Below are 12,776 nucleotides of genomic sequence, written 5' to 3' on the forward strand. Positions count from 1 at the left end.
GCGGAGGGGTGTCACTTTCTTTGCGCGCAAAGAAAGTAACCAAAGAAACGCTCCGCCAGCCGCGAGCCGACGCTACGCGCCGGTACCCTGCGCTTCTCGGCGAATCAGGGGACGGCGCCGAACTCGCTGCGCTCAGACACTGGCGCCTCTTCGCCCCTGATTCCCCTGCGATGCTCGGCTCGCTCAAGGCGGACTGGAAGGTCAAGAGCAAGAGCAACAGCATCCACGCGTAGCATGGATCAACCGGGTGCCGCTGTGGCATTTGACCTTGGGTCCGCCCTGAGCGAGCCGAGCACCGCAGGTCCGGCGAGGGCGAAGAGGTGCGGGTGTCTGAGCGCAGCGAGTTCCCGCACCGTCCCTCGACGGGCCGAGGAGCGCAGGGTACCGATGCGCAGCATCGGCTCGCGCCCTGGCGGCGTGTTTCTTTGGTTACTTTCTTTGCACGAGCAAAGAAAGTGACACCTCTCCGCAGGCGCGGAAACGATACGCCGGGCATGGCCCGGCGCCACCAATGCGTCGGCGCGCAAACAAAAACGCCCGGCGCGAGGCCAGGCGTTCCTGCACTACCTTGAAAGCAGAAGCTTACGCCACCGTCGACGCCCGCAGCGCGGCGATGCGCTCTTCCAGCGGCGGGTGGCTCATGAACAGCTTCTTCGCCGTCGAACCGGCAATACCGAACGCCGCGATCTGGGTCGGCAGCGTGCTCTGGCCGTGGTTGAGCTGCAGGCGCTCCAGCGCGGCGATCATCTTCTGGCGGCCGGCCAGCGAGGCACCACCCGCATCGGCGCGGAACTCGCGGTGGCGCGAGAACCACATCGCGATCATCGTGGCGAACAGGCCGAACACCATCTCCAGCACGAACACGATGATGTAGTAGGCGAAGCCGCGGCCGCCACCTTCGCGGTTGCCCGACAGCGCGCTGTCGATGATGCCGCCGACCACGCGGGCCAGCACGATCACGAAGGTGTTCAGCACGCCCTGCAGCAGCGCCATGGTGATCATGTCACCGTTGGCGACGTGGGCGATCTCGTGGCCCAACACCGCTTCGGCTTCATCTTCACTCATGTTGTGCAGCAGGCCGGTGGACACCGCCACCAGCGCGTTGTTGCGGTTGGCGCCGGTGGCGAAGGCGTTGATCTCCGGGCCTTCATACACCGCCACCTCCGGCATGCCGATGCCGGCCGCCTTGGCCTGGCGCTCGACCGTGGCCAGCAGCCAGCGTTCGGTCTGGTTGCGCGGCTCGGTGATCACCACCGCACCGGTGGAGCGCTTGGCCATCCACTTGGACAGCAGCAGCGAGATGAGGGAGCCACCAAAACCAAAGATCGCGGCCATGACCAGCAGGCCGCTCATCTTGCTCGGGTCGGTTCCCAACAGCGACATCACGATGCTGGCGAGGATCAGGACCGCGAAATTGGTCGCCAGGAACAGGGCAATGCGGGTAAACATGGGAAAATCCGGCTCGGAAGGGGTCGATACCGGTCAATTTGCGGTGTGGTCAGCTTGAATTCAAGCGCCAACCTGACCGACGATTCAGCCAGCATGACCTCCCCCATTCCCTGCGGCCGCTTCGCGCCCTCGCCGACCGGCCTGCTCCACCCCGGATCTCTGCTCGCCGCCTTCGGCAGTTGGCTGCTCGCGCGCCATCACGGCGGCCTGTGGCGGCTGCGCATCGAAGACGTCGACCCGCCGCGCACCGTGCCCGGTGCCGCCGAGTCACAACTGCAGGCACTGACGGCGTTCGGGCTGGTCCACGATGGCCCGATCTTCTGGCAGAGCGCGCGCGGCGAGGCCTACCAGGCTGCGCTGGACGTACTGCTCGCCAGCGACCAGGCCTTTGTCTGCCACTGCAGCCGCGGCGACCTGGCCGCCAGCGGCGGCATCCACCATCACTGCGTCGCCCGGCAACCGCGACCGGACCCCGCCGTCCGTTTCCGCGTGCCACCGGGCAGCATCGTGCACTTCGACGATGGCCTGCGCGGCCCGCAGCAGCAGGACGTGCATGCCGAGGTCGGCGACTTCGTGCTGCGCCGCGCCGATGGCTGCTGGGCGTACCAGCTGGCGGTGGTGGTCGATGACGCCGCGCAGGGGGTGACCGAAGTGGTGCGCGGTGCCGACCTGCTCGACTCCACGGCACGGCAGATCCTGCTGCAGCAGGCCTTGGGGCTGGCGGTACCGCGCTACTGGCACCTGCCGCTGCTGCTCGATGCCCCGGGCCACAAGCTGTCCAAGTCGCTGGCGGCGCTGCCAGTGGACAGTTCGCGCCCGCTGCCCGTGCTGCGCCAGCTATGGCAACTGCTCGGCCAGGCACCTGAAGCGCTGGAACCTGCGCACGATCTGGACACGCTGCTGGCGGCCGCTCGGAATGCCTTCGACCCAGCGCGGCTGCCACGTACCGACATCCTGCTGCCAGCCGGCGCACTTTCCGCGCCGATGTTGCAGAATCACCCTTCCCCCACCTGATACCCGGACAGCACTCCATGACATCTCGCGTCGCACTGGTCACCGGCGGAACCGGCGGCATCGGTACCGCCATCTGCCAACGCCTGGCCGACCAGGGCCACCGGGTCGCCACCAACTACCGCGACGAGGCCAAGGCCCGCGCCTGGCAGCAGGCGATGACCGAACGCGGCTACAGCGTGTCGATCTTCCCGGGCGATGTCTCCGATCCGGGCAGCGCCGAAGCGCTGGTGCGTGCGGTCGAAGCCGCGCTGGGCCCGGTCGAGATCCTGGTCAACAACGCCGGCATCACCCGCGATACCACGTTCCATCGCATGCGCGCGGACCAGTGGCACGATGTGATCAATACCAACCTCAATTCGGTGTTCAACGTCACCCGTCCGGTCATCGAGGGCATGCGCCGCCGCGGCTGGGGCCGGGTCATCCAGATCAGCTCGATCAACGGCCTGAAGGGCCAGTACGGCCAGGCCAACTACGCGGCGGCCAAGGCCGGCATGCACGGTTTCACCATCTCGCTGGCGCGCGAGAACGCCGGCTTCGGCATTACCGTCAACACCATTTCGCCCGGCTACGTCGCCACCGACATGGTGATGGCGGTTCCGGAGGAAGTGCGCGCCAAGATCATCGCCGATATCCCCACCGGACGCCTCGGCAAGCCGGAGGAAATCGCCTACGGCGTCTCGTTCCTGGTTGCCGACGAAGCCTCGTGGATCACCGGTAGCAACCTGGACATCAACGGCGGCCACCATATGGGTTGGTAAGCCGCGCAGGGGACCCTCGCGGCGATCGCCGCCGGCCCATGCCAAGAGTCATGCTGCGCAGCACGCAAACCCTTGTTGCGCAACATGATCGTCGCCGAAAGCCAAGCCTGGCGGGGGCTGAGGCGGTTGCAACGGCTGCTGCACTGCGCCATGCTGCGCGTCTACTGTGACGAGTACCGCTTCATGGCTGCGACCCGCATCATCAAGAAGTATCCGAACCGCCGTCTCTACGACACCGAGATCTCCAGCTACATCACCATCGAGGACGTGCGCCAGCTGATCCTGGACGGTGAAGACTTCGAAGTCCGCGACGCCAAGAGCGGAGACGACCTCACGCGATCAGTCCTGCTGCAGATCATCGCCGACCAGGAACAGGACGGCGAACCGATGCTGTCCACCCAGCTGCTGAGCCAGTTGATCCGCTTCTACGGCGACTCCCTGCAGGGCTTCATGGGCAATTACCTGGAGCGCAGCATGCAGGTCTTCCTCGACCAGCAGCAGCAGTTCCGCCAGCAGATGGGCAACCTGCTGGGGCAGACCCCATGGGCGATGATGAACCAGCTGACCGAGCGCAACCTGGAGCTGTGGCAGGAATTCCAGCGCAACATGGGCACGGGCTTCGGTGGCCCGCGCCCGGGCGGCACCGGAACGGGAACCGGGGCAGGTACCGGCAACAAACCGAACGAACCGGGCGCCGGCACCGGCGGCAAGACCCGCCGCTGAGCTGCAGCAACGGTTGATACGAAAACGGCGCGCCCCTGGCGCGCCGTTTTGTTTGAATCGCGTCGGCGATACATCAGCGTTTCGCCTTGCACCCCGTGCATACACGCTCGACCTTGTAACCCTTCGCCTTCAGCTTCTCGACCACGCCGTCGTTGCCCAGCAGGTGCAGCGTGCCCACCACCACCAGCGTGCCGCCCTGCCCGGCCTGCAGGTACGGCAGCAGCTTCGGCACCCAGGCGTCATTGCGGCCGGTATTGATGCGCTGGTAAAGCTGTGGATACTGCTGGCGCATTTCCGCCGCCATCCTGGTCCACAACAGGCGCTCGTCACCCCGGCGCCAGGCATCATGCAGCTGGCGTGCCTGCTCGTCGGCCTTGCCAGCCTGGTCCAGCGCTTCGGCCAGCATCTGCCGCTGTTCCTGCAGCGTCATTCCGTCGAGCATGCCGATCTGGGTATCGATGTCTTCCAGTCCCGCGGTCTTGCGCCCGGTCTTCTGCGCACGCTCCATGAAGTGACGATCCAGGCCCAGTGCGGGGTCCAGGCCCAGCTTCTGCATCTGCCCGACCGAAATGCTCAGGCCGACAAACCACGGCTTCATGCCCTGCATCTGCGCCAGCGGCAGCTTGTTCTCGGTGGCGAACACCTGCAGCTTCTGCCAGGTCGCAGCATCCAGGTCACGCTTGAGCTCGCTGCCATCGGTGCGGACCGCTGCCTGCACCATGCGGCTGGCCAGCTGTGGCGACTGCATGTCTTCCGGCGACAGTTCGAACACGACCCGCTGCGAGGCCTCGAACGCCTGTTCGACATCGGGCGACAACGGGTAGTCCTGCGGCTTCAGCAGGTGGAAGGAACCGAGCAGGTAGAGGCGCGAGTCGCCCGGCCCAGTCACTTTCCACAGCAACGGCACCGGCGGCTTGGCCACCGCTGCGCCAGCGATGTCGGCTTGCGCGGTACGCGCTGCAACCAGCGGTGCCAGCGCACAGGCCGCCAGTACAACGGCGGTACGCAACAGGGATCTGATCGGCATATCAGCCTTCTCCTTCAGGCAGGTGGTAAGCCTTCTCGCCCGCTTCCACGCGCAGGTCCAGCCGGTTTTCCGGCGGCGCCAACGGGCAGGTCGCGTAGGCGGTGAACGCACACGGCGGGTTGTAGGCATGGTTGAAATCGATGCGTACCGTGCCATCGGCTGCCGGCGCATCGGTATCCAGGTAACGCCCGGCCGGATAGCTGCCGCGGCCACTGGTGCGGTCGGCAAAGATCAGGAACAGCGGTTGACCGGGCGCACCAATCGCCTCCAGCCGCCAACTGCGGCCATCACGCTGGAACTCGACCGCGCCTGCGTTGGGCATCTCGGTGGTCAGGCCAGTGATATCGACGATCGGCAGGGTTTTGCCCGGCGAGTGCGCGATGAAGCGCGCCTGCACCTGCCAGTCAGGACCACCCGGCCAGTACTCCAGTCCTGCAAAATCTCGGCGTGCCGGCGCATCGGCATGCTTGACCCGCAGCGCATCGCGCGGGCCGCGGCGGATGATGCTGAGCTGCCCCTTGCCACCATCGAAGGCCAGCAGCGTCGGCTGCGGATCCTTGTCGGTGTCGACACGGATGCGGCCGCGCACCGGCTGCCCGTCATGGCTGACGTCAACGCCGGCCTCAGGTGTGAACCACCATTGGCTGCCTTCGCGGCGCAGCAGGCCCAGCTTGTCCGGCCCAACCGCCAGGCGGATGCCATTGGTCGCGCCGCTGCCGACGAAGTGCGATTTGTTCTGCAGCCAGTGCAGGCCGACCAGCGCTGTCCAACCGTCCGGCCGGGTCAGATCCTGGTAGCGCGCTACCCGCCACTGCTGCTGCGTGGCCGCGTAGGCCGGATCTTCAGTGACCTTCGGCGCCGGCGGTGTCGCCGGGCTGCAGGCAACCAATACCAGAGCGGCCAGCAGGCCGCCCACTCCCCGATAACGCATCGATGCTCCCCTCAACGTCCGCGCAGGAACCAGCGGTCGATCTCCGCCAGCGAAAAACGGGCCCAGGTCGGTCGGCCGTGGTTGCACTGGCCAGACCGCTCGGTGATTTCCATGTCACGCAGCAGCGCGTTCATCTCCGGCATGGTCAGGCGCCGGTTGGCGCGCACCGCACCATGGCACGCCATGGTCGACAGCAGTTCATCGCGCGCACTGGCCACGCGCCGGCTCTGGCCGTGTTCGCGCAGGTCGGTCAGCACGTCGCGCAGCAGCCCTTCCGGTTCGGCATGCGCCAACAGCGCTGGAATGCTCCGCACATGCAGGGATCCGGGGCCGGCGCGGGTCACCTCGAAGCCGAGCGCCGCCAGTGTGTCGGCTTCGCTTTCGGCAGTGTCGGCCTCACGCTCGCCCACTGCCAGCGTGATCGGCACCAGCAGCGGCTGCGACTGCAGGCCGATACCGTCGTGCGCGTTCTTCAGGCGCTCGTAACCGATGCGCTCGTGCGCGGCATGCATATCGACCACGATCAAGCCTTCTGCATTCTCGGCCAGGATGTAGATGCCATGCAGCTGCGCGATCGCGTAGCCCAGCGGCGGCACGCCTGCGTCGGCACTGGTGACCGGCAGTCCGTTCTCGGTCGGCATTGGCGGCAGCGCAGCACCGCGCTCGGCGCCGGCTGGTGCGGCATACAGCGCGGCATAGGCAGCCGGAGCATCGGCCACCTGCAGCCCCAGCGGTTGCTGCGGGCGCCAGCCAGAGAATCCACCACCGCCGCCACTCGAACCGGCACCCGGTGCGGCAGCGCGGACCAGACCGAAACCGGAGGCGCCCGCACTGGAGACCATCGATGCCGCACCTGCATCCGCCGGATGCGCGGAGCCGGCACCGATGTCCTGCGCCGACATGCCGGCACGGGTATCGGCCAGCGCATCCTTCAGCGTGCGGTAGACAAAATCATGCACCAGCCGCGAATCACGGAAACGCACCTCGTGCTTGGCCGGGTGCACGTTGACATCAACGCGGGTCGGGTCGAGCTCAAGGAACAGCACATAGGCCGGCTGGCGACCGTGGTACAGCACGTCGCCGTAAGCCATCTTCACCGCATGGGCGACGCTGCGGTCGCGCACCGAACGGCCGTTGACGTACAGGTACTGCTGGTCGGCGCTGGCGCGCGAATAATGCGGTTGCGCGATCCAGCCGTGCAGGCGCAGGCCGGCACCACTGTGGTCGACGCGCACGGCCTGGTTGGCGAAATCCTCGCCCAGCGTTTCAGCCAATCGCGCATCGGAATACAGATCGCCCGGCTTGTAGCGGCGCGACGCCTTGCCGTTGTGCGACACGCGCAGCTCGACATCCGGCCGCGCCAGCGCCAGCGAACGCAGCCATTCTTCGATATGGCCCAGCTCGGTGCGCTCGGCGCGCAGGAACTTGCGCCGCGCCGGTACGTTGTAGAACAGCTCGCGCACTTCTACAGTGGTGCCCGGCGCATGCGCGCGCGGGGTCACTTCGCCGATCTTGCCGCCTTCGATCTGCAGCGCCGAACCGTGTTCATCATGTGCGCGACGCGAGGAAAGGGTGAAACGGCTGACCGAGGCGATCGACGGCAGCGCTTCACCCCGGAAGCCGAGCGTGGCCACCGATTCGAGGTCGTCCAGATCGGCGATCTTGCTGGTGGCATGGCGCGATACCGCCAGCGGCAGCTGTTCCGGTGCGATGCCACTGCCGTTGTCGCGGATGCGGATCAGGCGTACACCGCCCTCTTCAAGATCGATATCAACGCGGCTGGCACCGGCGTCGATCGCGTTCTCGACCAGCTCCTTGACTACCGACGCGGGACGTTCGACCACTTCGCCGGCGGCGATCTGGTTGATGAGGATCTCCGGCAACGGCCGGATCGGGCGCGGATGGGTAGCAGACGTCATGCGGGGATGATAACGGAGCGGCCGAGGGTAGAGTCGAGCCATGCTCGACTGACGGGCTACCGGCAAGGCCCAGTCGAGCATGAATCATCCCGCGTGCCCAGCGGCAGGGTCCGCGCGCATGGCGTTGCGTTCATCAGAAAGGCGCCCATCGGTCATGGGGCGCGGCTCGACTCTACAGAAAGCAGTAACCCGCCTTCGGCGGGTTACTTGCTGCCGCCGGCCATGGTGCCGGCTGCGTCGATCTCGGCCTGGGCGCGGGCGGCATACAACGTGCCCGGTGGCGGCTGGCGGCTGAAGAAGGTGTGCACACCGTCCAGCACGGCACCGGCGATCTTGCGCTGGTAGGCCGGGTCGATCAGGCGGCGCTCTTCATCCGGGTTGGAGATGAACGCGGTTTCCACCAGCATCGCCGGCATGTCCGAGGTGCGCAGCACCGCGAAGTTGGCGCGCTCGATGTTCGGCTTGTGGTTGTTGCCGATCCGCTTCAGGCCGCCCAGCACGTGGCCGGCCGCGTCCTCGGACGCCTTCATGTAGCCGCTCTGGGCCAGATCCAGCAGCACGTTGGCAAGCGTGCCTTCGGTCTGCTGCAGGCGCACGCCACCGACCAGGTCGGCCGCGTTTTCCTTGTCCGCCAGCCAGCGGGCGCGCTGCGAAGAGGCGCCCTTGGTCGACAGCACGTACACCGACGAACCGGTGGCCGAACGGTTTTCGGCCGCGTCGGCATGGATCGAAATGAAGATGTCGGCCTTGTTCGCACGCGCCTTCTGTGCGCGCATCGGCAGCGGGATGAACACGTCGCTGTCGCGGGTGAGGTAGGCCTTCAGGCCCGGCGTCGCATTGACCTGGCGGGCCAGTTCACGCGCCACCGCCAGGGTCACATCCTTTTCGCGCTTGCCGGTCGGGCCGATCGCGCCCGGATCCTGGCCGCCGTGACCCGGATCGATGGCCACCACCAGATGACGCATGCCAGCCTGCATGCGGATGCGCGACGCATCGCTGGGCATGGCCGGACGCGGCGGTTCCACCGTCGTCGGTGCCGGTGCGGGCACCGTAGCCGGCGGCGTGGTCACCACCGCTGCGGTGCGCTGTCCAGCCAGGATCGCGGCCGGCGACGAAGAAGGCGAGCTGCTGGCCACGGTACCGGCCGCCGCGACCTGGGCCGGTGCAGTGGACGGCGCCGGGGTGGGCGTGGCCGGCGCGGCGGCAGTGGCACTGGCCTGCTGGCGAACCTGGGCAGTCAGCAGCGCGGTGGCACGCGCAGCATCGGAACGCGACTGCGCGCTCTCCGCCGGCGTCGGCGTCGGTGCAGGCGTGTTGACCGGTGCCTGTGGCTGCACCGCCGGCGTCACTGCAGGACGGCTGGCGGCCACGGCCGGGCCATCGCCCGGCCATTCGATCACCAGCTTGGATTCATTGCCCTCGCGCTGCATCTGTGGGCGGAACGGCGCCACCGATTCAGCAAGGTCGAAAACGACACGGAAGGTGCCCGGCACCGGCTGTCCGGTACGCACCGCCGTAACCACGCCCTGCGCAGCCGGCATTTTCAGGTTGCGTATGGCGCTGGAGTCGGGGAAATCGACCACCAGGCGGTTCGGACCGGCCAGAGAAAGCGTCTTGTAGCCGCCACTGCCGACCAGCGAGATTTCGGCACGGGTGCCGGTAGCGCCGGTATTCAGCAGGACCTGGCGGACTTCACCGGCCCACGCACTGACGCTCGCCAGACCCAGTCCGACGGCGGCACAGATAGCGATGAGTCGGTTCCCCGGGCGCATGGCTCAGGATTCAATCACCGCGCTGAACGGAATGCAACACCTTTTTCCTTAATAATCCGTAACCTGCCGGTCTTTGTTCTCGTCAGCCGACAGAAATGGCCTGCAAGTCGCCCCCCTTGGGAAGCCGCTTCAGCCATTCATGTCCGACGTCGCTTACTCCAGTGAGACGCGCGCGACGCCCCTGCCCCTCGATCTCCAGCGCCACCACCAGGTCGGTCGGCGGTAGCGCGCCGGCGCCGCGTTCCGGCCATTCCACCAGCCACAGCACCGCGCTGCCCTCGTCCAGGCCGAGGAAATCCAGCTCACCGGCCTGGCCGATGCGGTACAGGTCCAAGTGCCACGCCTCACCGCCACTGGCCAGCGGATAGCGCTCGACCAGGGTGTAGGTGGGGCTGCGGATAGCGCCCTGCACGCCCAGCGCGCGCAGCAGTGCGCGGGCGGTGGTGGATTTGCCGGCGCCCAGGTCGCCGCGCAGTTCGACCAGCGCCTGCGGCGGCCGGGTGGCCGCCAGCCATTGCCCGAGCAGTTCAGTGGCATCGCTGTCGGCAAGGAAGAAATCGATCATCGAGAGAGTTCCGGGTTGGCCAGTCGCCGCAACGGCGACAGCAGATCAGTAGGAAGCAGGCCGCGCACGCCATCGGCGGCCGCGGCGTCGCCCGCGAGCGCATGCAGCAGTGCACCAGCGGCGGCAGCGTCGAAGGCGGCCAGCCCCTGCGCGCGCAGGCTGGCAATGATGCCGGTGAGTAGGTCGCCCATGCCTCCCACGGCCATGCCGGGATTGCCTGCACCGATCAGCCGTGGCGCCTGCCCGGGGGCCGTCACGATGCTGCCTGCGCCCTTCAGCACCACCACGGCGTGGAAGCGTTCGGCCAACGCCTGCGCACAGCGGTAGCGATCAGCCTGGATGTCAGCGGTACTGCAGCCGAGCAGGCGCGCGGCCTCGCCCGGATGTGGCGTAAGGATGGCGTCCGGTAGCGCGCGCGGATCCTGCGCCAGCAGGTTCAGCGCATCGGCGTCGACCACCAGCGGTTTGGCGCTGGCCAGCACCCGCGCAAACAGTGCAAGCGCCCATTCGTCCTGGCCCAGACCGGGGCCAATCGCGACCACCCTGGCCTTGTCCAGCAGCGCCGGCAGCACATCGCCGTCTTCCAGCGCATGGGTCATCGCCTCCGGCAGGCGCGCCAGCAACGGACCGACGTGATCGCGGCGGGTACCCAGGCTCAGCAATCCCGCGCCCGCACGCAAAGCGGCCTCGGCCGCCATGGCGATGGCGCCGCCGCTGCCATGGTTGCCGCCGACGCACAGCACGTGCCCGGATTCGCCCTTGTGGGTGTTGGCGCGGCGCGGCGGCAGCAGTGCCGGCAAGCGGGCCTGGGTCCAGTGCTCCGCGGCGGGTGACACGCCCTGCCGTGCGGCCGCGGGCAGCTGCAGCGGCGCCAGCGCCTTCTGGCCGCAATGATCCAGCGCGTCGCCGGTATACAGCCCGCGATGCGGCACGATGAACTGCAGGGTCAAAGCGGCCTTCACGGCCACGCCCGGTACGGCACCGCGATCGGCATCGACGCCACTGGGGACGTCCAGCGCCAATACCGGTACCGCCTGCGCGTTGAGCGCGACAATCAGCGCCTGCGCCACGCCTTCCGGCGCGCGATCGAAGCCCAGACCGAACAGGGCATCGACCCAGATATCAGCCTCGGGCAGCGCGCCGTCGAAATCGGTGATGGTGCCGCCGCCGGACTTGAATTCCGATGCCGCACGCTGTGCCAGCACGGTTGACGGTGACTTCCCCGGCAAGGCGATCACCATCACCTCACGCCCGGCCTGCAGCGCGTGGCGGGCCAGCACATGGCCATCGCCACCGTTGTTGCCCGCTCCGACCACCACGCCGATCCGCCGCGCCTGCGGCCAGTGCTGCAGCAGGCACTGCCAGGCAGCCTGGCCGGCCTGCGCCATCAGGCCCCAGCCGCCCTCGGCAGCCAGTGCCGAGGCCTGCGCATCAAGCGCACGCGCGGCAGCAGAATCGAACAGATCGGCGAGGTTGGCCATGCAGGGATTTTATACTGGTGCACATGTCCCCTGCCCCCACCCCTGTCGATCCGGCCCAGGCCGTGCAGCGCATCCGCGAACTGGCCCGTGCGCATGGCTTCCAGCGCTGCGGCATCGCCGGCATCGAGCTGGGCGAGGATGAAGCGCACCTGGCCGACTGGCTGGGCCAGGGCCTGTACGGCACGATGGACTGGATGGCGCGCCACGGCACCCTGCGCGCGCGCCCGGCGGAGCTGCTGCCCGGCACCGTACGGGTGATCTCGGTAGGCATGGACTACAGCCACAAGGACGACACCGAAGCCTGGGCGACCCTGGCCGACCCGGGACGTGCCTACGTGGCCCGCTACGCGCTGGGCCGCGACTACCACAAGCTGATGCGCAACCGCCTGCAGAAGCTGGCCACGCAGATCAACGATGAAGTGGCACCGCTGGGCTACCGCGTGTTCGTCGATTCGGCCCCCGTGCTGGAACGCGCACTGGCGCGCAATGCCGGTCTCGGCTGGATCGGCAAGCACACCTGCCTGATCGACCGTCATGGCGGCTCATGGTTCTTCATCGGCGAGATCTACATCGATATCCCGCTGCCGATCGATGCTCCGGCCACTGCACATTGCGGTACCTGCACGCGCTGCATCGATGTCTGCCCGACCCAGGCCATCACCGGCCCGCAGCGCCTGGATGCGCGGCGCTGTATCTCCTACCTGACCATCGAGCACAACGGTGCCATCCCCGAAGACATGCGGCCGTTGATCGGAAACCGCATCTACGGCTGTGACGACTGCCAGCTGGTGTGCCCCTGGAACAAGTTCGCCAAGCGCACCGACGAAGCCGACTTCCGCGCACGCAACAACCTCGATACCGCGCGGCTGGACCAGCTGTTCGCCTGGGATGAAGCCGAGTTCCTGCGCCGCACCGAAGGCAGCCCGATCCGGCGCAGCGGCCACGAGCGCTGGCTGCGCAACATCGCCGTGGCGCTGGGCAATGCCCCCTCTTCGGTCGAAGCGCTCGCTGCACTGCAGACCCGCATCGACGATCCCTCGCCGCTGGTGCGTGAACACGTGCAGTGGGGACTGGGCCAGCACACGGCGCGCTGACGTGCGATCCTGAGCACCCGCTCCACCCGCAGCACGCCGTTCC

General features: G+C 67.6%; 12 protein-coding genes. 5 read left to right on the forward strand and 7 right to left on the reverse strand.

Annotated features, from left to right (window positions below; all coding sequences use genetic code 11):
* Positions 1 to 233 (forward strand): hypothetical protein (locus ACTJJM_RS12115; protein WP_440865628.1); only part of this gene is annotated, 233 nt, incomplete at its 5' end.
* Positions 234 to 582: 349 nt separating this feature from the next.
* On the opposite strand, the gene htpX is transcribed toward ACTJJM_RS12115, so the two are convergent.
* A complete protein-coding gene (gene htpX, locus ACTJJM_RS12120) occupies positions 583 to 1,449 on the reverse strand; it encodes a protease HtpX (protein WP_043400907.1) in 867 nt (288 codons plus the stop codon).
* Positions 1,450 to 1,542: 93 nt separating this feature from the next.
* Between htpX and gluQRS the strand changes: the two genes are divergently transcribed.
* The 3 genes from gluQRS (at position 1,543) to phaR (ending at position 3,944) form a co-directional block, all read left to right on the forward strand.
* A complete protein-coding gene (gluQRS, locus tag ACTJJM_RS12125; protein ID WP_071306038.1) occupies positions 1,543 to 2,463 on the forward strand; it encodes a tRNA glutamyl-Q(34) synthetase GluQRS in 921 nt (306 codons plus the stop codon).
* A 17-nt stretch (positions 2,464 to 2,480) separates the two neighbouring features.
* A complete protein-coding gene (gene phbB, locus ACTJJM_RS12130; RefSeq protein WP_010486596.1) occupies positions 2,481 to 3,221 on the forward strand; it encodes an acetoacetyl-CoA reductase in 741 nt (246 codons plus the stop codon).
* Between the two features lie 183 nt (positions 3,222 to 3,404).
* Positions 3,405 to 3,944, forward strand: coding sequence for a polyhydroxyalkanoate synthesis repressor PhaR (phaR, locus tag ACTJJM_RS12135; protein WP_010486594.1), 540 nt, complete (start codon positions 3,405 to 3,407; stop codon positions 3,942 to 3,944).
* 73 nt (positions 3,945 to 4,017) lie between these two features.
* On the opposite strand, the gene ACTJJM_RS12140 is transcribed toward phaR, so the two are convergent.
* The 6 genes from ACTJJM_RS12140 to ACTJJM_RS12165 form a co-directional block, all read right to left on the reverse strand.
* Positions 4,018 to 4,971 carry a TraB/GumN family protein gene (locus ACTJJM_RS12140; RefSeq protein WP_019336844.1) on the reverse strand — a complete coding sequence of 318 codons (954 nt, stop codon included), beginning with the start codon at positions 4,969 to 4,971 and terminating at the stop codon, positions 4,018 to 4,020.
* Between the two features lies 1 nt (position 4,972).
* Entirely contained in the window at positions 4,973 to 5,902 is a 930-nt protein-coding gene (locus ACTJJM_RS12145; RefSeq protein ID WP_043400900.1) for a DUF1684 domain-containing protein, read from the reverse strand.
* An 11-nt stretch (positions 5,903 to 5,913) separates the two neighbouring features.
* Positions 5,914 to 7,821 carry a DNA mismatch repair endonuclease MutL gene (gene mutL, locus ACTJJM_RS12150; protein WP_440865632.1) on the reverse strand — a complete coding sequence of 636 codons (1,908 nt, stop codon included), beginning with the start codon at positions 7,819 to 7,821 and terminating at the stop codon, positions 5,914 to 5,916.
* Positions 7,822 to 8,024: 203 nt separating this feature from the next.
* Positions 8,025 to 9,593, reverse strand: a complete 1,569-nt coding sequence (locus ACTJJM_RS12155) for an N-acetylmuramoyl-L-alanine amidase (RefSeq protein ID WP_241877452.1) — start codon at positions 9,591 to 9,593, stop codon at positions 8,025 to 8,027.
* Positions 9,594 to 9,675: 82 nt separating this feature from the next.
* Positions 9,676 to 10,158, reverse strand: a complete 483-nt coding sequence (gene tsaE, locus ACTJJM_RS12160) for a tRNA (adenosine(37)-N6)-threonylcarbamoyltransferase complex ATPase subunit type 1 TsaE (protein ID WP_057503870.1) — start codon at positions 10,156 to 10,158, stop codon at positions 9,676 to 9,678.
* The gene (locus ACTJJM_RS12165; RefSeq protein ID WP_171955220.1) at positions 10,155 to 11,639 is read right to left on the reverse strand and encodes an NAD(P)H-hydrate dehydratase; all 1,485 of its coding nucleotides are present in this window, start codon (positions 11,637 to 11,639) and stop codon (positions 10,155 to 10,157) included. The genes tsaE and ACTJJM_RS12165 overlap by 4 nt, the downstream gene beginning before the upstream one ends.
* Before the next feature lie 23 nt (positions 11,640 to 11,662).
* Here ACTJJM_RS12165 and queG point away from each other — a divergent pair, with 23 nt between their 5' ends.
* The gene (gene queG, locus ACTJJM_RS12170; protein ID WP_227200080.1) at positions 11,663 to 12,733 is read left to right on the forward strand and encodes a tRNA epoxyqueuosine(34) reductase QueG; all 1,071 of its coding nucleotides are present in this window, start codon (positions 11,663 to 11,665) and stop codon (positions 12,731 to 12,733) included.
* Positions 12,734 to 12,776: the final 43 nt, after the last annotated feature.

Origin of the sequence: Stenotrophomonas sp. 22692 (assembly GCF_052045015.1) — a bacterium.
In the GTDB taxonomy this organism is placed as follows: Bacteria; Pseudomonadota; Gammaproteobacteria; order Xanthomonadales; family Xanthomonadaceae; genus Stenotrophomonas; species Stenotrophomonas geniculata.

What these genes read in the sequence shown, in the direction of transcription:
- htpX (WP_043400907.1), bottom strand. Translation starts at nt 1,449, where the DNA reads ATGTTTACCCGCATTGCCCTGTTCCTGGCGACCAATTTCGCGGTCCTG.
- gluQRS (WP_071306038.1), top strand. Translation starts at nt 1,543, where the DNA reads ATGACCTCCCCCATTCCCTGCGGCCGCTTCGCGCCCTCGCCGACCGGC.
- phbB (WP_010486596.1), top strand. Translation starts at nt 2,481, where the DNA reads ATGACATCTCGCGTCGCACTGGTCACCGGCGGAACCGGCGGCATCGGT.
- phaR (WP_010486594.1), top strand. Translation starts at nt 3,405, where the DNA reads ATGGCTGCGACCCGCATCATCAAGAAGTATCCGAACCGCCGTCTCTAC.
- ACTJJM_RS12140 (WP_019336844.1), bottom strand. Translation starts at nt 4,971, where the DNA reads ATGCCGATCAGATCCCTGTTGCGTACCGCCGTTGTACTGGCGGCCTGT.
- ACTJJM_RS12145 (WP_043400900.1), bottom strand. Translation starts at nt 5,902, where the DNA reads ATGCGTTATCGGGGAGTGGGCGGCCTGCTGGCCGCTCTGGTATTGGTT.
- mutL (WP_440865632.1), bottom strand. Translation starts at nt 7,821, where the DNA reads ATGACGTCTGCTACCCATCCGCGCCCGATCCGGCCGTTGCCGGAGATC.
- ACTJJM_RS12155 (WP_241877452.1), bottom strand. Translation starts at nt 9,593, where the DNA reads ATGCGCCCGGGGAACCGACTCATCGCTATCTGTGCCGCCGTCGGACTG.
- tsaE (WP_057503870.1), bottom strand. Translation starts at nt 10,158, where the DNA reads ATGATCGATTTCTTCCTTGCCGACAGCGATGCCACTGAACTGCTCGGG.
- ACTJJM_RS12165 (WP_171955220.1), bottom strand. Translation starts at nt 11,639, where the DNA reads ATGGCCAACCTCGCCGATCTGTTCGATTCTGCTGCCGCGCGTGCGCTT.
- queG (WP_227200080.1), top strand. Translation starts at nt 11,663, where the DNA reads ATGTCCCCTGCCCCCACCCCTGTCGATCCGGCCCAGGCCGTGCAGCGC.